Source organism: Treponema primitia ZAS-1 (assembly GCF_000297095.1).
GTDB lineage: Bacteria > Spirochaetota > Spirochaetia > Treponematales > Breznakiellaceae > Termitinema > Termitinema primitia_A.
The window spans coordinates 44,201-68,747 of sequence record NZ_AEEA01000037.1 but is presented as its reverse complement, the minus strand read 5'-3'; the positions used below and the strand labels follow the sequence as shown (position 1 = coordinate 68,747).

General features: G+C 46.8%; 24 protein-coding genes. 13 read left to right on the top strand and 11 right to left on the bottom strand.

The genetic code is table 11. From position 1 onward, the window contains the following. Positions 1-64: 64 nt before the first annotated feature. Together rpmB and TPRIMZ1_RS0106020 are read left to right on the top strand one after the other, a co-directional pair. Positions 65-256 (top strand): 50S ribosomal protein L28, encoded by a 192-nt coding sequence (gene rpmB, locus TPRIMZ1_RS0106025; RefSeq protein WP_010256327.1) that lies wholly within the window; start codon positions 65-67, stop codon positions 254-256. Positions 257-342: 86 nt separating this feature from the next. Next, complete coding sequence (locus TPRIMZ1_RS0106020) at positions 343-1,836, top strand: CapA family protein (protein ID WP_010256324.1); 1,494 nt, start codon at positions 343-345, stop codon at positions 1,834-1,836. 2 nt (positions 1,837-1,838) lie between these two features. Here the strand turns inward: TPRIMZ1_RS0106020 and TPRIMZ1_RS0106015 are convergent, their stop codons facing one another. After that, positions 1,839-2,426, bottom strand: coding sequence for a DUF6657 family protein (locus TPRIMZ1_RS0106015; protein ID WP_010256321.1), 588 nt, complete (start codon positions 2,424-2,426; stop codon positions 1,839-1,841). A 29-nt stretch (positions 2,427-2,455) separates the two neighbouring features. Next, positions 2,456-3,067 carry a 5-formyltetrahydrofolate cyclo-ligase gene (locus TPRIMZ1_RS0106010; RefSeq protein ID WP_010256318.1) on the bottom strand — a complete coding sequence of 204 codons (612 nt, stop codon included), beginning with the start codon at positions 3,065-3,067 and terminating at the stop codon, positions 2,456-2,458. A 67-nt stretch (positions 3,068-3,134) separates the two neighbouring features. Here TPRIMZ1_RS0106010 and TPRIMZ1_RS21115 point away from each other — a divergent pair, with 67 nt between their 5' ends. Both TPRIMZ1_RS21115 and TPRIMZ1_RS0106000 read left to right on the top strand, forming a co-directional pair. Continuing rightward, entirely contained in the window at positions 3,135-3,419 is a 285-nt protein-coding gene (locus TPRIMZ1_RS21115; RefSeq protein ID WP_420082991.1) for a type II toxin-antitoxin system HicA family toxin, read from the top strand. After that, entirely contained in the window at positions 3,412-3,621 is a 210-nt protein-coding gene (locus TPRIMZ1_RS0106000; RefSeq protein ID WP_010256314.1) for a type II toxin-antitoxin system HicB family antitoxin, read from the top strand. The genes TPRIMZ1_RS21115 and TPRIMZ1_RS0106000 overlap by 8 nt, the downstream gene beginning before the upstream one ends. A gap of 81 nt (positions 3,622-3,702) precedes the next feature. Here the strand turns inward: TPRIMZ1_RS0106000 and TPRIMZ1_RS0105995 are convergent, their stop codons facing one another. The 4 genes from TPRIMZ1_RS0105995 to TPRIMZ1_RS0105980 form a co-directional block, all read right to left on the bottom strand. Beyond that, positions 3,703-4,536, bottom strand: coding sequence for a MetQ/NlpA family ABC transporter substrate-binding protein (locus TPRIMZ1_RS0105995; protein ID WP_010256312.1), 834 nt, complete (start codon positions 4,534-4,536; stop codon positions 3,703-3,705). Positions 4,537-4,601: 65 nt separating this feature from the next. Then, on the bottom strand, positions 4,602-5,270 hold the full coding sequence (locus TPRIMZ1_RS0105990) for a methionine ABC transporter permease (RefSeq protein WP_010256311.1): 669 nt from the start codon (positions 5,268-5,270) through the stop codon (positions 4,602-4,604). Next, the gene (locus tag TPRIMZ1_RS0105985) at positions 5,263-5,982 is read right to left on the bottom strand and encodes a methionine ABC transporter ATP-binding protein (RefSeq protein WP_010256309.1); all 720 of its coding nucleotides are present in this window, start codon (positions 5,980-5,982) and stop codon (positions 5,263-5,265) included. The genes TPRIMZ1_RS0105990 and TPRIMZ1_RS0105985 overlap by 8 nt, the downstream gene beginning before the upstream one ends. 643 nt (positions 5,983-6,625) lie before the next feature. Beyond that, on the bottom strand, positions 6,626-9,544 hold the full coding sequence (locus TPRIMZ1_RS0105980; protein ID WP_010256308.1) for an ATP-binding protein: 2,919 nt from the start codon (positions 9,542-9,544) through the stop codon (positions 6,626-6,628). 248 nt (positions 9,545-9,792) lie between these two features. On the opposite strand from TPRIMZ1_RS0105980, the gene pyrB reads away from it, so the two are divergent. From pyrB to TPRIMZ1_RS18530, 4 genes are all read left to right on the top strand, one after another. Continuing rightward, entirely contained in the window at positions 9,793-10,716 is a 924-nt protein-coding gene (pyrB, locus tag TPRIMZ1_RS0105975; protein WP_010256307.1) for an aspartate carbamoyltransferase, read from the top strand. 1 nt (position 10,717) lies between these two features. Further along, positions 10,718-11,152, top strand: coding sequence for an aspartate carbamoyltransferase regulatory subunit (locus TPRIMZ1_RS0105970; RefSeq protein ID WP_010256306.1), 435 nt, complete (start codon positions 10,718-10,720; stop codon positions 11,150-11,152). 267 nt (positions 11,153-11,419) lie between these two features. Then, a complete protein-coding gene (locus TPRIMZ1_RS21110) occupies positions 11,420-11,590 on the top strand; it encodes an ATP-grasp domain-containing protein (RefSeq protein WP_420082992.1) in 171 nt (56 codons plus the stop codon). Between the two features lie 64 nt (positions 11,591-11,654). After that, entirely contained in the window at positions 11,655-11,903 is a 249-nt protein-coding gene (locus tag TPRIMZ1_RS18530) for a hypothetical protein (protein WP_157784183.1), read from the top strand. Between the two features lie 564 nt (positions 11,904-12,467). On the opposite strand, the gene TPRIMZ1_RS0105950 is transcribed toward TPRIMZ1_RS18530, so the two are convergent. Beyond that, entirely contained in the window at positions 12,468-13,244 is a 777-nt protein-coding gene (locus TPRIMZ1_RS0105950; protein ID WP_198429906.1) for a DUF2971 domain-containing protein, read from the bottom strand. A 54-nt stretch (positions 13,245-13,298) separates the two neighbouring features. Beyond that, positions 13,299-15,797, bottom strand: coding sequence for a type ISP restriction/modification enzyme (locus TPRIMZ1_RS0105945; RefSeq protein WP_198429905.1), 2,499 nt, complete (start codon positions 15,795-15,797; stop codon positions 13,299-13,301). 261 nt (positions 15,798-16,058) lie between these two features. On the opposite strand from TPRIMZ1_RS0105945, the gene TPRIMZ1_RS20680 reads away from it, so the two are divergent. Next, positions 16,059-16,442 (top strand): hypothetical protein, encoded by a 384-nt coding sequence (locus TPRIMZ1_RS20680; protein WP_198429904.1) that lies wholly within the window; start codon positions 16,059-16,061, stop codon positions 16,440-16,442. Positions 16,443-16,539: 97 nt separating this feature from the next. On the opposite strand, the gene TPRIMZ1_RS0105940 is transcribed toward TPRIMZ1_RS20680, so the two are convergent. Both TPRIMZ1_RS0105940 and TPRIMZ1_RS0105935 read right to left on the bottom strand, forming a co-directional pair. Next, a complete protein-coding gene (locus TPRIMZ1_RS0105940) occupies positions 16,540-16,881 on the bottom strand; it encodes a type II toxin-antitoxin system PemK/MazF family toxin (protein ID WP_010256296.1) in 342 nt (113 codons plus the stop codon). Beyond that, the gene (locus TPRIMZ1_RS0105935; RefSeq protein WP_010256294.1) at positions 16,881-17,117 is read right to left on the bottom strand and encodes a hypothetical protein; all 237 of its coding nucleotides are present in this window, start codon (positions 17,115-17,117) and stop codon (positions 16,881-16,883) included. The genes TPRIMZ1_RS0105940 and TPRIMZ1_RS0105935 overlap by 1 nt, the downstream gene beginning before the upstream one ends. Positions 17,118-17,278: 161 nt before the next feature. On the opposite strand from TPRIMZ1_RS0105935, the gene TPRIMZ1_RS0105930 reads away from it, so the two are divergent. Then, positions 17,279-18,373 (top strand): hypothetical protein, encoded by a 1,095-nt coding sequence (locus TPRIMZ1_RS0105930; RefSeq protein WP_010256291.1) that lies wholly within the window; start codon positions 17,279-17,281, stop codon positions 18,371-18,373. On the opposite strand, the gene TPRIMZ1_RS0105925 is transcribed toward TPRIMZ1_RS0105930, so the two are convergent. Next, on the bottom strand, positions 18,370-21,480 hold the full coding sequence (locus tag TPRIMZ1_RS0105925) for a helicase-related protein (protein WP_038077969.1): 3,111 nt from the start codon (positions 21,478-21,480) through the stop codon (positions 18,370-18,372). The genes TPRIMZ1_RS0105930 and TPRIMZ1_RS0105925 overlap by 4 nt on opposite strands. Positions 21,481-21,897: 417 nt before the next feature. On the opposite strand from TPRIMZ1_RS0105925, the gene TPRIMZ1_RS20245 reads away from it, so the two are divergent. The 3 genes from TPRIMZ1_RS20245 to nifH all read left to right on the top strand — a co-directional run bounded on the left by TPRIMZ1_RS20245 (position 21,898) and on the right by nifH (position 24,543). Continuing rightward, positions 21,898-22,047, top strand: coding sequence for a hypothetical protein (locus TPRIMZ1_RS20245; RefSeq protein WP_332829110.1), 150 nt, complete (start codon positions 21,898-21,900; stop codon positions 22,045-22,047). A 99-nt stretch (positions 22,048-22,146) separates the two neighbouring features. Then, positions 22,147-23,517, top strand: a complete 1,371-nt coding sequence (locus TPRIMZ1_RS0105910) for an MATE family efflux transporter (protein ID WP_051004288.1) — start codon at positions 22,147-22,149, stop codon at positions 23,515-23,517. 168 nt (positions 23,518-23,685) lie between these two features. Further along, on the top strand, positions 23,686-24,543 hold the full coding sequence (gene nifH, locus TPRIMZ1_RS0105905) for a nitrogenase iron protein (RefSeq protein WP_010256281.1): 858 nt from the start codon (positions 23,686-23,688) through the stop codon (positions 24,541-24,543). Positions 24,544-24,547: the final 4 nt, after the last annotated feature.

Genomic DNA, 24,547 nt, shown 5'->3' with positions numbered 1-24,547 from the left:
TTATTTTTATTTTCCGCTATACTACTAAACTCATAGAGCAATTTACTCCGAAAGGAAGGTTATTATGTCCCGTACCTGCGATATTTGCGGCAAGCACACCATCACCGGAAATAAGGTAAGCCACGCAAAGAATCATACCCGGCGTACCTGGAAGCCGAATTTACTCAAGATAAAGACCGAAATTCAGGGTACCACGGTAACCCTTAAGATCTGCGCCCGCTGCCTTAAAAGTGACTATATCACCAAAAAGGTCTAGGGACTAGAGCGAAAACGCGCCCGTCGCCGAAGCTTTCCGTCTTTTTATTCCTAATTTTTCTCAGCTTTTCGTCCTGTAAGGGTCCAATGTTGATCACCCTGGGGATTATTGGCCGTAATTTCTCGGAAGCTACCCCCTTGGAAGCGAATTTTCGTGAAGCGGAGTTTCAAACTGCGTATTCCTTCACCCAGGGGCTCCTTGAAGGGGCGAACCAGCTTCCATCAGACCTGAGTCTGGTCCAGCCGGATAGCATCGTCCGGGATTTGACCCTGGAGCTCTATTCCCAATGGCAGTTTGAAGTTGAAAATAACGACGTTTCCCATAGCGAAGCCTTTACCCTATCCAGGACCTACCTGGTTCCCCGGGATACTGCCCAGAATGGCCGGAGGGATACCACCCTCGAAGCCTGTCTGGCCGGAGCGGAGACCCTGGTACCCCTGCGGGAATTATCCCCCCCGATGATAGCCCTCCGGGTGGATGGCCTTTCGGCTGGAGATGAGGGTTACCCCCTGATCTGGGAAACCAGGGCACGGTTCCCGGCAGATACGGAAGGGCAGGGAGGTCGGGATAGAAAAAAAGAGGCTAGGGTAGAGTCTCTGAGGATAGAAATTGAAACCCTATTACGGGAGCGGCTCCTGGCGGCGGATCCGCTGCTGGAAACCAGACCCCGGCTGTTCTGGCTTGCCACTGCCGGCGACCTGATGCTGGGCCGCGGCGCCGGGGACATACTCCTCCGGGAAGGGCCCGGGGGAATCTTTGGAGAAACCGCCGGTCTGTTTATGGCGGCGGACCTTGCTATCGTGAACCTGGAAGGAGCGGTGAGCAGCCGGGGAAGCAGGGTGGAGAAGACCTACAACTTCCGCTTTCCCCCGGTAATGGCCGGAGCTTTGCAGCAAGCGGGTATTGACGCGGTGCTCCTGGCCAATAACCATATCTACGATTTCGGCCCCGATGCTTTTCTGGATACCCTGAGCCACCTGGAAGCCGCCGGTATCGGCATACTTGGCGCGGGGCGGAACCTGGAAGCCGCCGCATCGCCCTTTGTGTTTACCGGGGACGGAACGGGGCTTCTCCCGGTTCATGCTTTTGGCATAGCATCCTATCCCCGTGAAGCCAGCGGCTGGGATGGCCTTTCTATAACCGCCGGGGAAAACAAACCGGGGATACTCCATGCCGGCCGGGGCGGAGCGGACAAGCTGAAGGAAAGGTTTTCCACCGAAGCCCTGGACATGGTGTTCTTCCATGGGGGCAGCGAGTGGACCACCGCGCCGGACGCCCGGACCCGGGGCATATACACGGAGCTGATCAAGGCCGGGGCGGATATCATCATCGGCTCCCATCCCCACATCGTTCAGGGCTTTGAGTGGATTGACGGTAAGCCCATCTTCTGGTCCCTGGGGAATTTTGTCTTTGCGGGGATGGAAAATACCGGCGGCGGGGATGAGGGGCTTTTTTTACAGCTGGGATTTCTGGGGGAAAGGCTTGTCTACATCGAGCCCCTTCCCCTTACCCTGTCCGGCCCCCGGACAAAAATTGCCCCCATGGAGGAGCTTAAAACTTTTTATACCCGGTCCAGGTAAGGTCAGGGCTGTCCAAACAGCTCCGCCGCCTGTTTCCGGACCTCATCCGCCATAGCCTGGTAGTTACCCTTGAGGGCGTTCATGTTCTGATTGTAAAATGCCACGAATTCCGGGTCCTGGAAGGGGTCTATCTGCACATGCCGGCCAAGGCGCCGGGCCAGTTCTTCTTCCTTTTGGCGTAGCTTGGGGGCATACTGCCGGCGTATGGCTTCGTCGTACTGGGCCAGTTCGCCTAAATACTGGGAAAGCGCCTGAAGGAATTGTTTGTACAACCCCCCGAAACGGGAATCCCCAATCACCGCCTGGAGGCCCTTCCCGGCGGTTTCGATCCGTTTTTCATCATCCTTGGTAATCGGAAGGGTAACCTGGGCAATAAGCACATCGAATATGCCCTGTTTCAGAGCTCCCAGCTGTTCCTTGGGGGTCTTTTTCAATTCCCCCTCCAGCCCGTCCTTGGGATTCTCCAAAAAAGCATTGGCCAGCTTTTTCCCCCGCTGCTTTGCCTCAAACTGATCAATGGTGCCCTTATCGCTCTTTACGGATTCGGTCCTTTCCAGGGCCAATTCCAGAGCGCTTTTTATCCTACCCATGTGTTCCGCCTTTGTGTTTGTTTCTATTACTATAAAATACTCATTAAACCCGCTCCGGAGCAAATGGTATCCATCTTTTTATCCCAAGGATCGGTCGGCACTTCGGGCAGTATCTGTTGTTCCAGACAAAGCGCCACCCTAATATAGGGCACGCCGAGCCCGTCCAGCTTGGCGAAAAACTTGTCGTAATACCCCTTGCCATGGCCCATGCGGTTGCCCTGCTTATCGAAGGCCATGCCAGGCACTACCATCAGCGCTGCCTTCTCGCCAGGGGTATGAATTTTCCCGGCCGGGGATGGAAACTCTTCGGACAGTTCTCCAATTAAAGGTTCCCGTATACCGAAAGCCCCGGTTTGCCAGGGACCCTCGGCAGACTTGATACGGAAAAACCGCGCGATATCCCCCTCAACCTTGGGCAGAAAAACCTTTTTCCCCTGCTTAAAGGCCAGGTCCAAAAGGGGCGCCGTTTCGATTTCTCCGGGAGCGGAGAGGAAGAGCAATATCGTTTCGGCGTTCGTCCAGGCTGGATAAGCCGCCATAAATTCCGCCGCCCGGATACCTTCGTTCCGGAAGATTTCCGGACTGAGTTCCGCAAGCTGCCGCCTTAGGGTTTTTCGAAGTTCCTGTTTAGGGCTCGCCATGAAACAAGGATAGCAAAGTTTTTAGAAAATCGCTACCACGCTATTCAGGACGTGCCCTTGCTAAAAAATGTGTGGTAAGTTATTTTTAACAGTAATGGGTACGTATGATAAACTGGTACAGAGCATTTTATCCGGAAGGCAAGACCAATCATTCAGGTTCTCGGAAATCACCCATTTATTGCTTGCCCTTGGTTTCTCTGAACGGATAAAAGGAAGCCATCATATATATTACCGGCCGGATATTTCTGAAATTATCAATATCCAGCCGAATGGTTCCCAGGCAAAACCGTACCAAGTGAAACAGGTGCGGAATATCATGGTAAAGTATCAACTGGAGGTACCACATGAATAAATATGAAATTATTGTTTATTGGAGCGATATTGATAATGCGTACATTGCGGAAGTTCCGGAATTAGCCGGATGTATGGCCGATGGTCAATCCTACAGCGAAGCGGTTCAAAATGCCGATGTGGTCATCTTTGAATGGCTTGAAACGGCTCACCTTTTGGGTCGGGATATTCCTGTTCCTAAGGGCAAATTACTCTACGCATAAATCGGCCCCCCGATCCCAAAAAAAGCCGCCTAATCGGGCGGCTTTTTTATACACATACCATAGGGTATGAACAATCGGGTTCTAGAAAATCGCTACCACGCTTCCGTCGGTCCAGGTCTTGGTGATGTAGTCCTTGATCTTCGCGGACCGTAGGGCCTGTGATAGGGCCTGTATCCGGCTGTCATTTTCGTTACCCTTTTTCACCACCACGATGTTTACATAGGGGGAGTCCGCTCCCTCAATGATCAGGGCATCCTTGGCGGGGTTGAGACCCGCTTCCAGGGCGTAGTTACCGTTGATGGCCGCGGCATCCACGTCCGCCAGGGACCGGGGAAGCTGGGCAGCCTCAAGTTCCCGGAACTTCAGGTTCTTGGGATTGGCAGTAATATCCTGGATGGTGGCGGTTATGCCCGCATCAGCCTTGAGGGTGATGATGCCCTTGGATTGAAGCAGCAACAGAGCCCGGCCGCCGTTGGAGGGATCGTTGGGAATGGCAATGGTGGCGCCTTCTTTAAGATCCGCAATATCCTTGATGGAATTGGAATAGATCCCGAAGGGTTCAATATGAACCCCAAAGGCGGAAATCAGGGCGGCGTTCCACTCGGCGTTGCTTGCCAGGTAGGGAATGTGCTGGAAGAAGTTGGCGTCCAGATCCCCCGCAATGAGGGCCGTGTTGGGGGTCACATAGTCGGTGAATTCCACCACCTTGAGGGTAATACCCTTTGCCGCCAGATCCTCCTTGACCAGGTTGAGCAGTTCCGCATGGGGAACCGGGGTGGCCCCCACCGTAAGGGTACTCCCCGAGCCGGCTGCCTCTTTTTTACCGCCGGCGTGTACCGGTTGGTTCAGACCGAAAACCAGGGCGCCCGCAATGAGCAGGCCAACAAAAATCTTCACACTTCGTGTGTTTTTCATGTAATTCCTCCTTATGGAATTAAAAAATATTTCAATAGATTTCCTTCGGGATTCCCCGGGGAAATTTATCGTTTCGATAACAAACTGCGGCTTACTGCGGTGCCGGTAAGCTGCACTATTTCTACGAGGATCAGGATGATGATCACCGCCGCAATGGTTACATCGGTCCTGAACCGGTAGTAACCGTACCGTATGGCCAGATCCCCCAGTCCGCCGCCGCCTATAGCCCCGGCCATGGCGGAGTAGCCGATCAGGTTGATGATGGTCAGGGCCAGACCGGAAACCAGGGCCGGCAGGGCTTCGGGGATCAGCACCTTCCGGATGATCTGCATATTGGTGGACCCCATGGCCTTTGCCGCAACCAGTACCCCGCCGTCAACTTCAGAGAGGGCCGCCTCCACGATCCGTGCCACAAAGGGGGCCGCCGCAATGGACAGGGGGATTATCACCGCCGTGGGCCCGATACTGGTACCGATGATGAACCGGGACAGGGGGATGAGCAGGATCATCAGGATGATAAACGGAAGGGAACGGAACAGGTTCACGATACGGGACAGCGCATTGTAGGGCAGTGTCCGGGGACTAAGCCCTGCGGGGGAAGTGCAGTAGAGAAAGGCCCCCAGGGGGAAGCCCAGGATGCAGGCAAAAAGCGCGGAGGCCAGGGTCATGTAGACCGTATCCGCCGTGGCCTGGGGGAGGAGGCTCAGGAGGGCAAACAGTTTTTCCTTATCCATGGATCAACTCCTTTGCGGCCCCAGTCTTCGGCGCCTCGAATACCGCCTCTACGCTTCCGGTTTCCACAATGCGCCCCCCTTCCATCACCGCCACTTCCTGGCACACCGCCCGGATAACCTCCATCTGGTGGGTAACCAGGGCTACCGTAATATGCAGCTTCTCGTGGAGATCCCGGATCAAGGAAAGTATGGACCGGGTCGTCTGGGGATCCAGGGAACTGGTCGCCTCATCGCAGAAAAGCACCTCCGGTTTTGCCGCCAGGGCCCGGGCTATGGCCACCCGCTGCTTCTGTCCGCCGGAAAGTTCCCGGAGCCGGGCCTTTCGTTTATCCCGTATATCCACTAATTCCAGCAGCTCATCCACCCGTTCCTGGATCTGCTTCTTATGAAGTCCCGCAATTTCCAGGGGATAGGCGATATTCCCCGCCACATTCCGGGAGCCCAGGAGGTTAAAATTCTGAAAAATCATACCCATCCGCCGCCGCCTTAACAAAAGCTCCCTGCCCCTCAGACTATCCACCCGTTCATCCCCGTAAAACACTTCCCCGCTGTCCGGGGCCTCCAGGAGGCTCAGTATCCGCAGCAGGGTCGATTTCCCGGCGCCGCTTCTCCCGATAATGCCGTAAATACCTCCTGTGGGGATACTAAGGTCCACAGTTTGAAGGGCGGACACCGAGGCATATTGTTTTGATACTCCCTTAACGGTAATCATGAGCTTTTCCTCTTTAATATATGGAATAGCTAACCATATTACGAAAAGCCATAGAATTGATACCACCCTTCTTGTATATCCTAGCCGATATATCATATAAAACATATCAGAATACTAGTAATATAGACAATGCCAAAAAAAATGTCAATAGCCCGACCCCCTATGGACCCGATTAGGTTACCGGGAACGCACTGAAACGAAGTATGGGGTCCTGCCAGCTGGAGAAAATATCAGGAACCCCCAAAGGGTCCCCCTGATATTTTCCCCACTGTCACCCCCGATAACGGATCCTGTTGTGCGTTCCCGAGCCGTTTAGGGGGTCCATAGGGGGCCTATTTCGCATAACGATGTATGCCGCTTGGGGTTTAGTTAGAAACGTAGTTTGGCGAACCGCATAGCTAAAAGCGCAATTTAGTGGCAAGGCTAAGCAGGTCCATCTACCCACCCTGCCACACCGGTTCTGCGAACCAGCCCGGTGAAGCCATGCGCCCACGAGGCACGGAAGCACACCGTCAATTAGTACGGAGTGGGGTGTCAGGAAGGAAAGGTATGGAGGGACCCTCTGGGAGGCCCCATACCTTTCCTTCCTGACAGGCCCCCCCGACCAGTTGTGTGCTTTCGAAAACCCAGTCTGCGCATGGCTTCACCGGGTATCCAGGCGTTTACAGATTAGATCAAACTCCGATAAATCTATCTGCTCCCGAATCCAGGCGACAAGATCCTGCTGCGATTCGTAGGTATAGCGTTCCAGCTCCTCTATAGCGGTGTCCAGATCGGCGATGTTATAGTTTGCCGCGGCAGCCCGTATCTGAGCCAGAAGTTCCGTATCAGGCGTGGGTTTTTTGGGTTTTGAATTTTCCCCATCCAGGGTTTTAAGCAGGGCATTGATACCTTCGAGGAGTTTTTGTGTTTCCGCAATGAAGTGGGGGGTATTGGATTTTACGAATGCCTGGTCTCCCGATTTAGCGGCCAGTTCCAACTGTTCCGCCAGCTTTCCCACCGGGTCTGCGCAGATACCGTAACTGGAACCCTTAATGCCGTGGACCGTAATGGCGTAGTCCCCCAGGGCTGCTTCGCTTTGTAGTTTTTCCAGCAGCGATGGGGTGTGGGTTACGTAGGAGCGGAGGGTTTCCAGGTATGCCTCGTCTCCGCCGAACCGTTCCAGGGCTTTGACAAAATCGAGGCCGCTTATTTTTTTATCCGCCAGGATCCCACTCTTCGGAGCCTGCTCCGGCAGTTCCTGTTCCTTAGGCAGATTTTTTTCAAGCTCCTTGTTCCGGACCCAACGGTTTATAACTTCATTCATCCGCATAATATCAATGGGCTTGGAGAGGAATGCCTGGAAACCGTTGTTTAGAAAGAATTCCTCATTGCCCAGGATGGCATTTGCGGTAAGGGCGATAATGGGCACGGTTTTGGCGTATTCGGTACCTATTTCGCTGCGGATCTTTTTAACCGCTTCAACACCGTCCATCTCGGGCATCATGTGATCCATGAAGATGGCGTTGTACTTAATCTCCGCGGCACGGACCAGATCGATGGCTCTCTGACCGCTGGTAACACAGTCCACGGTCATGCCGTAGGGCTTGAGCATGCCCCGGGCTACATCCAAATTGATGGCCACATCGTCCACCACCAGGACTTTTGCGTAGGGAATGTAAGCCCGCACAATACTTCTGTTTCGGTCCCGGCGGCTCATGGAATACTTAAACTGCCGCAGGTTTTCTGCCATCCCCGGGCCTATGACGGTATCGTTTACAAAGCCCTGGAGTATGTCAAAGGAAAAAACGCTCCCCTTACCGTATTCACTTTCCACGGAGATCCTTCCGCCCATCATCTCCACCATCCGTTTGGTGATGGAAAGCCCCAGACCGGTTCCTTCTATTTTACGGTTAGCCCCGGTGTCTACCTGCTGATAGTCGTGGAAAAGCAGATCCCTATCCTCAGGTTTTATGCCGATCCCGGTGTCGCTGATCCGGATCCTGAGCCGGACCGCATTCCCTTCCTTGTTACAGGAGATGCCCAGGCGTACCGAACCTTCCCGGGTATACTTAAAGGCGTTGCTCAGGAGGTTGTTGAGGATCTGTTTTACTCGCAGTTCGTCGCCGATGAGCTTTGCGGGCAGATCATCCTCAATATCCAGGGTAAAGACAATAGGTTTACTGCCTATGCGTACGATATTCAGGGTCACCGTATCGTTAATCAAACTGGGGGTATCGTATTCCGCCGGGATAAGTTCAAAGCGGCCCGATTCGATCTTGGAAATATCCAGAATGTCGTTGATGATCCCCAGGAGGGTCATTCCGGAGCTGTAGACCTTTTCGATATTTTCCCGGGTTTCCGGATGCATCTCCCCATTTTCCCTTCCCAATTCCAGTTCCGAAAGGCCGATGACGGCGTTCAGGGGGGTGCGCATCTCGTGGCTCATATTGGCCAGGAAGCTGCTCTTGGCGGCGTTGGCGGATTCGGCGGTTTCCTTGAGTATCTCAAGCTGTTCCTTCTGATGGTTTATCTCCCGGATCATACCGCGGTAGACGCTGACATCGGTAAAGATCATGGTGTAGCCGGTAAAGCGCTTCCCCACGTACAGTTCCTGCCGGGTGGTGGTAAAGGTCCGGTCCCCATGGGGGGTGCGGATGCTTATTTCTCCGCCCGGAAAGGGCTTGGAAAAATCCGCCAGTTCCGCAAAGAAATTGGCCGGCTCGGTATGAGCCGTTAGGGGGTATATCTGGGAGATCATGCCGAACACCGTGAGCTTTCCCGGGACCATGTTTAAGCGTATGTCCAGCCGGTCCGCAGTCATGTTGGTATCGATAATAATATTGTTGGTGTCCACCACAAGATAAAAGTCCGTAAAGGCCGTAAGGATACTGCTGTAGGCAATGGTTTGGAGATTGAACTGTTCCGCCGGATTTAAGAGTATGGCGAAGGTGATAAACATGATGAAACAGCCGAAGGGAACTATATCGTGTTCCAGGTTGAAGAGGAAAATTCCCCGGGTGAATAACATATTGAGGACCATGGGAAGTATGGATGCCAGGGTCAGGAGGAGCACGTGGAACCGGTTTGGCGTCTTTTTAACCACATGGTGAAGCAGGAGGATGATACCCAGAACCCAGACTACTATTAAAAACACGTAGTGGACCAGGAATGCTTGGGCATATTCCGGCCGGGGATAAGTATAGGCCCGGTAGTACAGGTGATGCAGGGAGTTGGTCAGGATGATAAGGATATCCAGAACCAGCAAAATCCAACTTATTGCATTGATCGTTTTGGATTTAAAGAACTTGATGTCCGTAAGAGACCGGGCAAAGGCAAAGACGCAGTAGGGGAATGCCGACAGGGCAATGGAACGCAGGGTAAAGACGAAGGGTAACAGTTCCATCCTGATAACCATGTCGATGGCGTTAAAAAAGATCCCGAGGGCGATGGCGGCGCCCAGGGTAAAAAAGCCCGTCAGCCGGCGGTTACGCGTATCGGTAAACCAGAGCAGGGCCAATATATAGAAAACAACAGTGAAGATAATGATGGAGAGAAAAAACAGAATTATCGAGCTATCCATAGTATTAGCTGCCCCTTATTAATCTCCATACCGTAAAGCATATCCCGGGGGCTTGCCTTTTCCAAGTCCCTCTGATATAATACCGTAGTTTATGGAAATTATGGAAGTAATTATGACAAAACAGATTCTGTTTGCTTGTTATGGCGGTCGGCGTTTAGTTCCGTGCGGCCCGTTTTTTATTTTTGTATGAATATCCGCCTTTTGGGGCGGTTTTTTTTTGCATAATGCGATAATCGCGGGGAGGGGACATGCTTAAAGGGCGTCATTTGGTGGAACCCGGCAATTTCAGCATAGAAGAAATGGCCGAACTCTTTACTTTGGCGGAAAAAATCGAGGCGGATCCGCTGTATCTGCGGGAAAGCTGCCGGGGAAAGCTGCTGGCAACCCTGTTTTTTGAACCCAGTACCCGAACCCGGCTGAGTTTTGAGGCGGCCATGCTGCGCCTGGGGGGGGCCTGCCTGGGCTTCGCCGAGCCCGGCTCCAGTTCCGCCTCCAAGGGGGAGAGCCTGGCGGATACCATCCGTACCGTATCCTGCTATGCCGACGCCATTGTCATGCGGAACCCCAAGGAAGGGGCCGCCATGGTGGCTTCCCGCTATGCCGAGGTACCGGTGGTGAACGGCGGCGATGGAGGGCATCATCACCCTACCCAGACCCTGACGGACCTGCTTACCATCCGCCGCTTGCGGGGGCATTTTGACGGGCTTACCGTGGGGTTCTGCGGGGACCTCAAGTTCGGCCGTACCGTCCATTCCCTGGCTAAGGCCCTGTCCCGGTACACGGGGATACGGCTTATCTTCATTTCCCCGCCGGAGCTCAATGTTCCGGACTATATAACCCAGGGGATTCTGAAAAAAACCGGGACCGAGTACCTTGAGACGGACCATCTGGAAAAGGTGATGGGGGACCTGGACGTACTCTATATGACCCGGGTTCAGCGGGAACGGTTCTTCAACGAGGAAGACTACATCCGCCTCAAGGATAGTTATATTCTCACCATGGAAAAAATGAAGGCCGCCAGGGATGATATGATCATCCTCCACCCCCTGCCGCGGGTTAACGAGATTGCCCTGGAGGTGGACGGGGACCCCCGGGCAGCCTATTTTAAGCAGGCAAAGTACGGTATGTACGTGCGTATGGCCCTGTTATCCTCACTGTTAGGGGTGGTGTAAAATGCTTAACATAGCAAAGATAAAGAACGGCATCGTTATTGATCATATAAAAGCAGGCCAGGGCATACGGATCTTCAACTGGCTCGGTCTCGGCAAGGCGCCCTACACGGTGGCCTTTGTGGTTAACGCCAGTTCCCGGCACATGGGCAAGAAGGATATCATCAAGATCGATAACACCATTGCTATCAACTATGAACTCCTGGGGCTCATCGATCCGGATATCACCGTTAATATCATTGAAAATGAAGTGATCACCGAAAAGATAAAGCTCCAGCTCCCCGAGCGGGTAGAGGACATCCTGATCTGCAAGAATCCCCGGTGCGTTACTTCCACCGAAGCCTACGTACCGCATATCTTCCACCTGGAGGATCCGGTGCTGGGGACCTACCGCTGCGAGTACTGCGACGAGATACGATCTACGGCGGACTTCCGGTAAATAAAAACGGCTGTCCAGAAAACACCCTCCCACCTATGGAACTGCTTAAAAACAATATGACCATTGGGGTTAAAATGTTAAAAGAAGAGGTACGGGTAATGAATTGTCGGGGAAGGGGTATATTTATGTAATTATGATGCATTGGTTGAAGGTAATTTTCATGACGCCCTTAAAAGGATAAAGCCATCGGAAATGATGAAGTCTGCCATTTATTGGGAGGAAGGCGACTATGACTGCGCGAAACCTGTATTGGGATAATTTGAGGAAATAGTCAAAACTGTTCAGAGTAATTTCTTTACCATGGATATTGCCCGTAAAGCGGATGGCGGTTTAACCATAATTGAATTGGGGGATGGACAGGTATCGGGTTTGCCGCAAAGGGCGGATAAAACAGATTTTTATGGCGAGATAAAAAAGGTAATGGTAGATGTTTGTTAAGTGCTTAACTGATACCCGACCGGGTTCATTGACACGAGATAAGATTTATAAGGTTATCGAAGTTGTGGATGATTATTATTACCGGCTTCTGGATGATAAAGATGTGGATTGTGTATTTCAACCTGAAATATTCGTTATTGCCCCAGTCCTAAAAGTCCGTTTCCTTGGCAAATCGACTCCTATGACTTTGACCCACGGAAGGATATATGATGTGTTGGATATCGAGAGGGGGTGGTATAGGATTATTGATGAGACCGATGAGGATTATTTGTATGGGAAGGATTGTTTTGAAATTATTGAACGATTGGGCTAGTTCAAAGAGGGAAATAGTTTACAAATGACAAACTTGATTATGAGTTTTTTAACAATTTTGCTCCTACCGGTAAAGGTGGTACTATATTGCCGATTATTATATTAGTTAGAAATGGGACGATCAGCAAAAAATTATAGATGGGAAAAATGGGATAAAATACCCTAAATCTGTTGTTGTAGTCGATGATGATTTCACAGCTTGAGGATGTCTGCAAAAGATTTTTCATATTATGGATACATGATCCTGAATGTCCAGGTAAAAATTACGCATGTTTTGAAGATTTGACCGGGAAAAACCGGATCCTAATTCGCGGGTCAGTCGTTTTGATATTTCCGGAAGAAGTTACTTTCCATATTCAGCCTTAATATTCCCGTTTTGTTCATACTCAACAATAATATGGCCTATCTCCCAACAAGTTTTTAGATGACTGCCATTGATTTCATGCGCAACCGGGCATGGGCCATGATGTCTTTAATTTGCATAACAATTACATTATAATCTATTATGTTGTTCATTTTCTTGCTCCGTGCGATAATTTATTCATAGCAAAATTAATAATTTCATTTATATATAGGATGCCCTTGACCGTTCAATTTGCGTTTTTTTCAATCCATTTTCAGCAAGGAAAAATTGTAGATCCCCTATATCAATCTTGCATTTGGGTCCCATGAATATATTGGATATTAGATCAGATGTAAATTTTTCTTCTAATTTCAGTTTAAAATAGGAGGAAATGTCATTGTTCTTGCAAATAAAATTGACTTCTGAAATATTTCCCATTAAGACACTAGCATTATTATTATCGGTAAATACCGCAGGTACGTGCATCAACCTAATTTCTTGTTCTTCAACGAATTTTGGGTTTTTAAAAACAAGCGAGTTAAAACGTAAAGGCATTACATTGTATGCTGCCATTTCATTACTTTCATTCTTCAATTTATCGATATCCAAAATAGAATTGACAATATTCCTCTGCTGAATTTCATCATATATACATTCGTGATATCCGGTACCTACGGTCCAATGGCCTCCCATTCCCGGCATCTTTTTTTCTATACCTATTTTTTCTTCATTAAATCCAATAGAAAATCCTGTGGCATTATTTGCGTATGCACGCCATTGGCTTAACTTATCCCCATCATTTGAAAAGCATGCAATATATGACCACCAGTTATTAATACTATATTGCTTCAAAAGCATGTCAATCTTTTCCGGTCCCAGTATTTTTTGATTTTCAGAAAGATGCTCAAGTATAAAATGATCTATCCAATGGGTTTCTTGAAAATCATTCATTTGTCTGGTGTTGAAAAGCCATATCTCTTTTGATTGAATAATTTTCATAAAATTTTCTACACTGCAATAATGATATATCATAATATTCCTCTTACCCAACCTTTATACAACCCCAACTTTATCAATTTCCCTCATTACCCGCCCTGTTTCTGTCAGTGCCATGATGATCTTCCGGTAATGCTTGACATCCTCGCCGCTCAAAATCTGTCCCTTGCGGTCTTTGAGCCACTTTTGGGCAGGCTGGTACCCGCCGATATAGAACTCCCAAGCGGCTTGCAGGACATCGGGAAAGTAAAAGCCGTCATTGATAAAGACCTTCCCATCTTCATACCTGGGTTTATCCACCGGAACCTTCCCGGCAGCCTCTTCTGAATCAACTTTGCTGAACAGGGGACTTTCCAAAAGATGAAGCTGCCGGAGTTCCCCGCCCAGGGCAACCAGTTTCCAAAATACTTTTTTATCCGTAGGATAGGGAATACGAGGGAAGTCGATCTTGAGAAATTCCTTGTACGTTTCTCGGTATTTGGGGGAATGGAGGACCGCATAGATATAATCCAAGAGGTCTATAGGGGCAAACTTATCCTTGTCCCCGGACTTTTCGTTTTCAAAGGAAAGACTGAGTTTATCGGCAATCTCATTAACAAGCATTTGGTCCAGGTTCGGGCGGCGGGATTGCTTGCCCTTTTTTGAATAGCCTTCATCGGGATAGAGATAAAGAGGGAATATTACCCCACCGCCTCTATAATAAAGATTAAAGTCTGTAATTTGAGTTGATAAAAAAGACAAATTCCATGCCATAGAGCCAACTACTTGTCCTTGGCGCCCTATTATTAAACCAATATTCTCTTTGTAAAATAAATGTCGCATAATAGTAGTTCTTGCTCTTTCGATCTTTTCGGTATCATAATATATATATTGAGTATCAAATATTCGATAATTAATGGATCTAATCAATTTCTTGTCAGGCTCTATGGAAAAGTGTTGTTTAATATTATTTATGAGTAGTTTTTTATCACTATTAATAAATATAGAATCACTTGATGTTACAATACCTACTGAATGAATCTGTAATAAATTTTTTATATAAAATCCATTATCATATACATTTTTGTTGTCAAATATTTTTTGTGTCAAAAAATATTGTGAATATTGTAATGATATTTTATTCCACTTTAATAGATTAATTCTGTTCTTATTAAGAAAATCGTATTTTTCATCTCGTAGCCCATATAAATCAAAATGAAACGCTTCAGCTAAATCGTCAGCGTTTTTCTTTCCGTTTTTTACAAATATATTTATACTTACACCTTGCTGAATATCAAAAACATTTTCATCTTTATCGCCGTCAGGCGTTGTTTCTTTCTTTTTGCTATTGCCATGTAAATCAATGATATAAATTTTGTCGAAGGATTTTAACAAATTCCAGCGCATACCTCGAAAGGTTGGATTATCCAGAAAACTATGATTATTGATATATGCAACAATCCCTGACCCAGAACGTTCAATATATTTCTGTGCATAGCGGATAAATTTGACATAATCATCATTTATCCATTTGGGATTCCGCTCGTTTAACTTTTCGACCCCGCCCGGTTCTTTTTTATAATCCTCCATCAGGGACATGATCCATTCACCCTTATTGGCGCTTTCTCCGCTATACGGCGGATTCCCAATCACCACATTAATTCCCTTGTTCTTTTTGGTTTCCCTTGCGGCTAATGATTCTTCCGCCAGGGCGTCATGTTCAAACATCATGCCCTGGCCGCCTTCTTTGTCGGCTTCTTCCAGGGAATTGGTAAGGAACACCTTTACCCGGTCAGGGTGTTCCTGGTCTTCATCAAAGGCATAACCAGTTTCCTGCAGGGCTATTGCCAGTTTCATGTGGGCAACGGCATAGGGAGCCATCATCAATTCAAAGCCGTTAAGACGGGGTAGGAGATGATTTTTGACATAGTAATTCCATTGATTCTCTATAGATTTTTTAGTAGCCCCGGTACGTGTACATTTAAAATTTTCCCATATTTGAAGAATTATCTGCCGCAGAAAAGTTCCTGTACCGGTTGCGGGGTCCAGGATTTGAATAGCCGGTACGACCTGGGGGCTTTCTTCTTTCTTTCCTTTTCCTTTGGCCATGATAGTTTTTGTTTCGGTTGAAGCAAGCCCGTCTTTTATACCGAACTCGGTTTTCAGGATATCGTCAACGGCCCGAACCATAAAGTTGACAACCGGTTGGGGGGTATAATAAACGCCACGCCGCTTTTTCTGTTCTTTTTCATAGGCGTTCAGGAACCCTTCATAAAAATAAATAACCGGGTCTTCCCTGCCGCCGCCGGTCTGTCGGTTAAAATCTTCAAGGATATGAACGGTATCGGTATTTTGTAACAAGAGGGTTATATCACCCAAATCAAGTTCATCAAAGGACAATCCGTGTCGTTTGGTAAAAGATTCCTTGAGCAATTTTTGCAAAAAAGGATTCGTGCTGGGAATAGCGTCAATAGCCTGCTTGGGATCGAAATGCTCCTCTGTACTCATACAACGGGCAGAAAATAAGCCATAGACCATGGTCTGGGCATACATATCGGCAAACTGTTCGGCGGTCATATCATGGATAAGGGTTTTTCGGTATCGTGTATACAGTTCATGAACATACCCGGTCTCGGTCTCAATGGCGAATATTTCAAGGATACGTTTTTGTATCACCCTGGCGATAGAGGAAAGCTCGGCCGTTAAGGTAATGGAATCACGTATCGTTTGATGATAAACAGTAGTAAAAGCTGTGGACCATGTTTCTACCCAGACCTTAGAGTCGGACGGATTAAGAGGCCAGCTTAAATGCTTTAGCTTTTCTTCAAAATTGTGCAGTTGCCTGGCATCTTCAAGACGGGGATTACAATAAAATGTTTTTATCCGGGGCAATCCAGCCGCCTTATCCTCAAAATACACTGCCCCAAAGGTCCGGTTGTTTTTTTCACCCCAGAAACAGAAGAAAAGCAGGTTCTTTTTATCCCATACCGCGTGGTCGCGGTTACGGCGTTTAGGGATAAGACCGGAAAGAACTTTGCGAAGGCTGGTAACTTCAAACCGTTTGCTTTCAAAATCAAGGGCAAATATTCCCCAGGGCTGTTTGTCATTAAGGGGACGGAGTTGTTTAAGGGAGTTAATCCGGGCAAATTCTTCCGGCTTAAGATGGATGTCCCTGGCTTCAAAGTCGTAGGTAACATCGTCAATGTCTTCGAGGTCGTCTAAGGCAATATTCCAATTTAAATGTTCCCCACAGTAGGAAAGCAAGGTCTTGAGATTGTGTACTTCTTTTATCTCTGTTGCCATTAGTACGCCCCTCTTATTACGGAAGCTCAAATATCTGCTTTATCCCCGCATTGATTTTTTCAATGACGCTTTTGGGAAGCATAGAAACCTGTTCTAAAAAATACGATTTATCAATAGTGAAAATTTGGGAGAAATTAATAACCGATGTTTTTTCCAGACCGGAAACTGCCTTCTCCAGCAGAAAATTTGGCGGCGCCTTGGCAAGTTCCAGGTTTGAGGTAAGAACCGCGCAAATAACCGTATTAAGGGCGCTACGGTTATACGTATCCCCCTGGATGACCAAAACAGGCCGCCGTTTTGCAGGTTCCGAACCCCTGGGCGGTGGCAGTTCCGCCCACCAGATTTCACCACGAACCATTACCAGTCTTCCCCGGCAAACAAAGCCGATTGAGTTTGTTGAATGTCATCATCTAAAGTGGAATTTTCTCTGCCGTAGACTTCGTTAAGCTGCTTTAACAGAATATCCGGGCTGTGGTTCCGCAGGTACTCTTCTATAGCCAGGGTATAGAGCTTGCTTCGGGTCAGGCCCATCCGGTCTGCTGCATCCTCGGCTACGCTGTAAACCCGGTCTTCAATGGAAATTGCGGTTTTCATACCTAATAAGTATAACCAAGGGTATAACGAATGTCAAGAGAAAATGTAGGGTACATTGGTACTGATTTTCAAGAATGTTTAATCTGTACTTAAGGCCAAGACTTGATACTTGAATTCTATACCTATAATAAAGTACTGTAGTCTAAGGAGTTTTTATAATATTGAAAAAGACGGAAAAACAAAATAGCAACAGTATAATAAAGGGCTTAAGAAACCAATCAAAAAAAACTAAATATATTTTATTACCGATAGTGTTAGTTCCTTCTGTCTTACCAATTTTGTTATTATTTATTCGTAATAAAATAATGATAAAACTAAATATGACCGAAGGCCTAGTGGTTAATATAATTATTGGTTTTTTGCCATTGGTATTTGGTATAACAACATTGTTAATTGAATATTTTCTAACTTCTAAAAAAGAAAATAAACAAATATTTAATGATGCTGTAGAAAATTTTAATTTGCAAATAAAAAATTATAACATGATCATGCAAAAACTTGCTAGAAACTTTAATACAATACTTACGGAAGCAAATCATATTTCATCAATATTAATCGGTGAGATATCAAAAATAATAGAATTTAAAGAATTTATAAATATATGGGAAATTAATACTAAGCATATTGTTGATTTTTCAAATAACGTTCAATTTAGAGAATTAATACGGAAAAATATTTTTAATGTTGTATCCAAATATAAGGAAGATCAAAATAAGCAAGAATATATAAGCGTATTATTTCTAATTAGTAATATTGATATAGTCTTTTTTGAATATGATGCATTAGATAGTTCGGATAATATTTGTTTATTTAATTCGAGAAACTACTTATCGTTTAATAAAAGAGATAATAACATTATTACATTATATATCACTATTTTTGGTAATAGTATACTATATAAAACATGTGCATATAATTTGAAAGAATCACTAACAAACTATAAGAAATATATCCAGTTAATATACACGCAGCCTTTAAATGATCAAATACTGTTTGATTTGTTGTATGATGTCATTCTAAAGATATTTAGATTTGTTGAGATTATGACAATGGTTTCTTTTTATTTGGAGGATACTATTGTCATATTGAATGATCGTAACAAAAAATATTTTAAAAAAATAGAAAAAAAATTAAGAGAAATAAACAAGGGATTTAAAAAGCTTGATACTGCAATTAATATAAAATATCTAAGGGATTTAGGTCAAATAAAAAACTATATGGATAAAGATACCTTTTATAAGTATCACAATATCTAGTCAATCTCCATCCACGTAACCAGCCGGGGCTTTACCCCAAGCGGCGCCTGGATTGCTTTCATATACGACCTGTTGATATGGGATTCTATGGCCTTGCGAACCGGGATAAAATTTTCTTCACTTATTGACAATACCCTGGACGTGTCTTTTTCTGATTTAATCAGTTTCCATATATCATAGGTCTGCTCGCCGATATCACCTGTTTTGGGATCAAGAAAATACCAGCGATAAAAGCCATCTCCGGTAATGCCGGTCCCGGCGGTATTCGTCCAAGTGCCATCGGGATGTTTACCCGGAAGCTCATAACAGAAAAAGAAGCCCTTCTGTAAATCCCCAGCCTTTCCGCTGTATATTTTTGCCGGGAGCTTAGGGGCGCTGTTTTCATAACCAGGATTTTCCAGCATCAATTTTTGATATTCCAGGCGTATTTCTTCTTCCCGGCTTTCAGTTCCTTCGTAGGCAGCATTAAAGTCCTGGAGGCTGTTATAATCATCATCGGGGGTCAACAGTTGTTTCCCTTCTATGCCCAGAGTTTTTGATATGCGTAGGGTCTTTTGGGACACCCTCTGATACAGGGAAAGTAAATCTTCCAGATCCGAAGGCGGCAGGAAATTCCAGAAATGGATAGTGTCCCGATTCTCCGGTTTTTGTCCCAGATCCTTCAAAAGTTTTTCTTCTATTTCCCGGCTCCGCCTCCGGTCAACACGGCCTATGCGCTGCATGAGACGTACCGGATTCCAATGAAGTTCATAGTTGATTAAACAGGTAGCATCCTGGAGGTTTAAGCCTTCGGCCAGCACATCGGTTGCAACAAGGATGTCTATTTCATTTTTTATTTCTTTAGATGATTTCCCATTATAGTACGGGGCAAAACGTTCAATTATCTCTCGACGATCAACCGGAGATTGTCCGTCAAGTTCAAAAAGTTTGCTAAATCCCGCCTTTTTCAGTTCCCGCTCAATATATCGTGCGGTAGACCGGTATTCAGTGAAGATGATTAATTTCTTTCCCTTTAGCTTTTCATCATTTGAAAGAATGGATTTTAAGGTATTTATTTTATCATCATTGGCGGGAGCAATGCCCATAAGGTCTTCAAGAAAATCCGCCAGGACTTCTAAATCCCAAAGAGTATCCTGAATTATTACCGGAATATCAAAGTCGTTTATATTAAGATTTTCCTCTGTATCCCACACATAGTCAGGGAGATCATCTTCCAGCTCTTCTTCAGTATAAGGAACATTTTCAAGGATATACTTGGAAATATACGCAATGACCCTATCCTGGTGCTGGTAAAACCGGTCTATTTCACGCTGGTTGCCGTAGTCTTTATAATCCTTTAAAAATTTATGCAGCCGGACAAATATTCTGATACAGGTTTCTTCAAAGGCTGCCGCTGAACTTTCAAAGCGTTTAAGGAGCAGTATCCTGATAAGGTTTACCACCTGGGCCTGGCGGCCTTGTTTGAATTCATCAATTTGAGATTTATCGCCCTTAAAATAGGCATCCTCATAGGGGGAGTATATGGCCAGCGAAAGGATACAGATTTTACGGTTGCTCTTTGTATCTTTCCGCTCAAAGGAATGGATAAAATCATCGATTAATTTGCCGTAGCTTTTTCGCAGGGAATAATCGGCAACCACTGGGGGCGCCCTGTTGGGGAACAGAACTTCTGCGCCTTCCATAGTATTAAGGCTTTTTTTGACATACGCGCGGCTTCGCTGTACCACCAGTTCCTTCACTAATTCATCGTTTTTTAGTATTGATTCGGCCTCGACCGGATCATCAATGGCACTGCCAAGTTTACCAAGTTGATTTTCCATGATCCTGATGCGGCCTTTCAGGCTGTGAATGCCCAGCGGGGGAACCGCAAACGCCTGATCATCTTCCTGGGTAAAGAGTTCTATTAAATGCTGTAAATCAAGGAAGCTGTTGTTTATCGGAGTGGCGGTAAGCAGAAAAAGTTGTTTCTGACGTCCTGTCCCAATTACTTCAAATAGCTTTCTATACCTGCCTGACCACCGGTTTCTGAAATGATGGGCCTCATCTATGACAATGCAGTCCGCCTGATAAGCAATCTGCTTCATCAGATTTTCATTTTTCTTTAGCAATATATCAGAATGATTGATGATTTTAAAGGGCAGAAAACCTTCAAGTATATCGGGCATATACCGTGCTATTGCTACCTCCCAAACCGGGAGGCGGGTTGCCGCAGGTACTATCAATACTACATTCCGGTGTTCCTTAATAAGGAGCCGTTCTATCAGCATCATTCCTACATAGGTTTTCCCGAGTCCTACGCCGTCGCAGAGAAAGGCGCCCCGGTATTTTTCGGCGATTTTAAGAACGCTGTTATAACCATCTTTCTGGTATTGGGACAGTGCGGGGTATATCCGGGATTCGTTTTTTTCCCAGCCGCTTACGGTTTGCTCATGGCTTTTGAAATAGTCATACATTGATTTGAGGTATATATCGTAGGGGGAATATTCCCGGCAATGATTTTCGATGGTGGTAAGTATCGCTTCGGTAATATCAGCGGCGCCATTCCAGTGATTATCGAACCATTCTTGCAGGACTTCAACATCATTGGATAGCTGGACATCAAGTTCAATGTTCTGGGTAAGCCCGGCTTTTGTAAAATTGCTGGAACCAACCAAGGCATATCCGGCGGGGATATTCACCGAACTTGGAAACTGCTTATGGTAGGTATCGGTAAAATAGGTGATAAAGGCTTTGGCATGGAATTTGTTTTTATCAAATACCCGGCATTCAATTTTTTTTGACTTCAGGGCGTCCAGGATAGCGGGAACGCCCAGAAGAAATTCATTTTTGTCCTTTTCGTCTTCAAGGCTCTTATCAAGGCCTTTGAGAAAATACTTTACCGTTTCGTTAATAATTTCCTTTGTTCTTTTAGTTACTTCGGAACCCAGGATTATCCTGATTTTTTCAAGTTTCTGCCATTCACCGTCAATTGCCAGAAGGCCGCCTATCTCAAAATAGCCGGTGGCAATGTCCATCTGCTTTGATATTGGGCACCATTCGTTGAGGTATTTCTGAACCGAGCGATCCGGGGTGTCATTATCGACTATATAGAGGTCATTATGGGCCATGAAGTGAGAATAACATGATGTAAAAGGACGGGCAAGGGGGCCATAAAAATGATGGTAGTGCTATAGAAATCATTCATCCTCTGAGAAATCTTCCAACGCCATTTTAGCCCTTATGGGATCGTAATAAAGATAATCAAATTCGTTAAAATAATATTTAATATTACTGTAATTATTTTCTTTTTTTGATAAAATCCCCATACCGCTTTTGTATTCCGATAGCGGCCTGTTTTCCGCCTTTTACAATCTTTGATATATTTTCAATGAATTTCTGTTTAAGTTCTCCACTCATAATTTTGTCCGATTTGCGTCCTTCTGTACATTACACCCCTCTGCCCACTTTTTGAATTATGAGCCGACAGGGACTTTGATCTGAAAAAGACCGGGACCGAGTACCTTGAAACGGACCATCTGGAAAAGGTGATAGGGGACCTGTACGTACTCTACATGACCCGGGTTCAGCGGGAACGGTTCTTTAACGAGGAGGACTACATCCGCCTCAAGAACAGCTATATTTTCACCATGGAAAAAATGAAGGCCGCCAAGGATGATACGGCGGACTTCCGGTAGGAAAGAAGGGACAACGCTTACTATCTGATATTGACATATTTTTTCATTGGGATAATACTGATTATAAAATATATTAAACATAGGTATTTAATAGGAAATATGGATATTTTATCACCGAGCAAAACCGCTGAAATCGGGGAACGCTGGAGCAACCGGGAACTGCTGCGTCTCATCGGGCCCCTTATAATCGACCAATTTCTCACGGTAATGCTGGGCGTTATCGATACCCTTATGGTTGTCGTCCTGGGGGAGGCGGCGGTAAGCGGGGTGTACCTGGTTGATACTATCAATGTGTTGCTGATAAATATCATTTTTTCCGTGACCACCGGCGGGGTGGTGATATGCAATCAGTACCTGGGCCGCCGGGACGGGGATAGCGCTTCCAAGGCGGCGAAACAGCTTATATATGGAATAATGATTTTATCCGTCCTTTTTATGATCATCACCAGGCTTTTCCCCCGTCCCCTGCTTCTCCTTGTTTATGGTCAGATAGAACCGGAGGTACTGGTCAATGCGGAACAGTACTTTTTTTGGTCTTCCATGAGTTATCCCTTCATAGCCCTGTTTACTGCCGGCGCCGCCCTGTTCCGCAGCATGGGCAACAGCCGGATCGGTATGTGGATATCCCTGCTGGTGAATATCCTCAATGTGGCGGGGAACGCCCTGTTCATGTTCGGCCTCCATTGGGGGGTAAGCGGCGCCGCCTTTTCCACCCTGATAAGCCGTATGGTTGCTGCGGTGGTAGTGATGGCGCTTTTATACCGTTTCCGGAGCGGGGCCATACAGATTCGGGGCATACTGCGGGTAAAGATTTTGCCGGATATTATGGGAAAAATCATGCGGATCGCCCTGCCCAACGGTATGGAGGGGATCATGTTCCAGATGGGTAAACTTTTCAGTATCCGCCTGGTCTCCACCTTCGGCGCGGCGGGTATTGCGGGTAACGCCATTGCGGGGATCATGCTGAGTATCGGATGCCTCCCGGGTATGGGGGTGGCTTCGGCAATCCTCATTGTGGTAGGCCAGTGTATGGGCGCGGGGGATCCCAGGGACGCCAGGAAGTATACCCGGAAACTCCTGGGGGCCAATTATGTTGTCATGGGGGTTCTCAATGGTCTCATGCTGATCCTCATGCCCATTTCCCTCCGGTTTTACGGCCTTTCCGAGGAAGGGACCCGTATCGCCATCCAGTGTGGTTCTATATTCTGCACCTTCGCTATCCTCATCTGGGGTCCCGCCTATTGTCTCCCCTATGCCCTGCGGGCCGCTGGGGATAATACCTTCACCATGGTGGTTTCCGGGGCCTCTATGTGGATCTTCCGCATAGGCGCCGCCTATACCCTGGCCTTGAAATTCGGTATGGGGGTGGCGTCGATCTGGGTTGCCATGGTTATTGACTGGGTAGTACGGATGATTTTTTTTGTTACCCGCTGGCGTGGCAGCAAATGGGAAAAAATTAAACTTATCTGAGGTAGCTATTGACAAAAAATAATTTATAGTATATAAATCATATATATTTAGTAAGTTATATTGTTTGACTGGAAACCCCAGAGAACAAGGAAGATATTTCTTTGTTCCCTGGGGGTTTTTGTTTTTACCGGAACCGAGAGTTTAAAAACAAGAAAAAAGGAGGCTAGAATGCCAAAGGCAACTTTACGGCAGATTGCAATTTACGGGAAAGGGGGGATAGGTAAGTCTACCACCACCCAAAACCTCACCGCAGGGCTGACCGAGCTGGGTAAACAGGTGATGGTGGTGGGCTGCGACCCCAAGGCGGATTCGACCCGGCTTCTCCTGGGTGGGCTCAGTCAACAGACGGTACTGGACACCCTTCGGAATGTAAGTGAACAGGTGGGCCTGGAAGAAATTATGAAAACAGGTTTCGGAGGTACCCGCTGCGTTGAGTCCGGGGGGCCGGAACCGGGGGTCGGCTGCGCAGGCCGGGGTATTATCACCTCCATCGGCCTTCTTGAGCGGCTTGGGGCCTATACGGACGATCTGGACTATGTGTTCTACGACGTACTTGGGGATGTGGTATGCGGCGGCTTCGCCATGCCCATCCGGGAAGGTAAGGCCAAGGAGATATATATAGTAGCCAGCGGCGAAATGATGGCCCTTTATGCGGCGAATAATATCGCCAAGGGTGTTCAGCGTTACGCCACTAAGGGGGTAGTCCGTTTAGGGGGGATTATCTGTAACAGCCGCATGGTGGACCGGGAGGAGGAGCTTCTACGGGCCTTTGCGGAAGAACTGGGAACCCATCTTATCTATTTTGTTCCCAGGGACAATATAGTCCAACATGCGGAGATCCATAAGAAAACGGTTATTCAATATAAAAATGACTCCACCCAGGCCCAGGAATACCGTAACCTTGCCAAAAGTATAGAAGAAAATCAACTTTTTGTTATTCCTAAACCGATGACCCAGGATCGTCTTGAGTCTATTCTTTCTGAATTCGGCCTTTTGGATGATCTTAAGGATCAGTATCAAATATAAATGG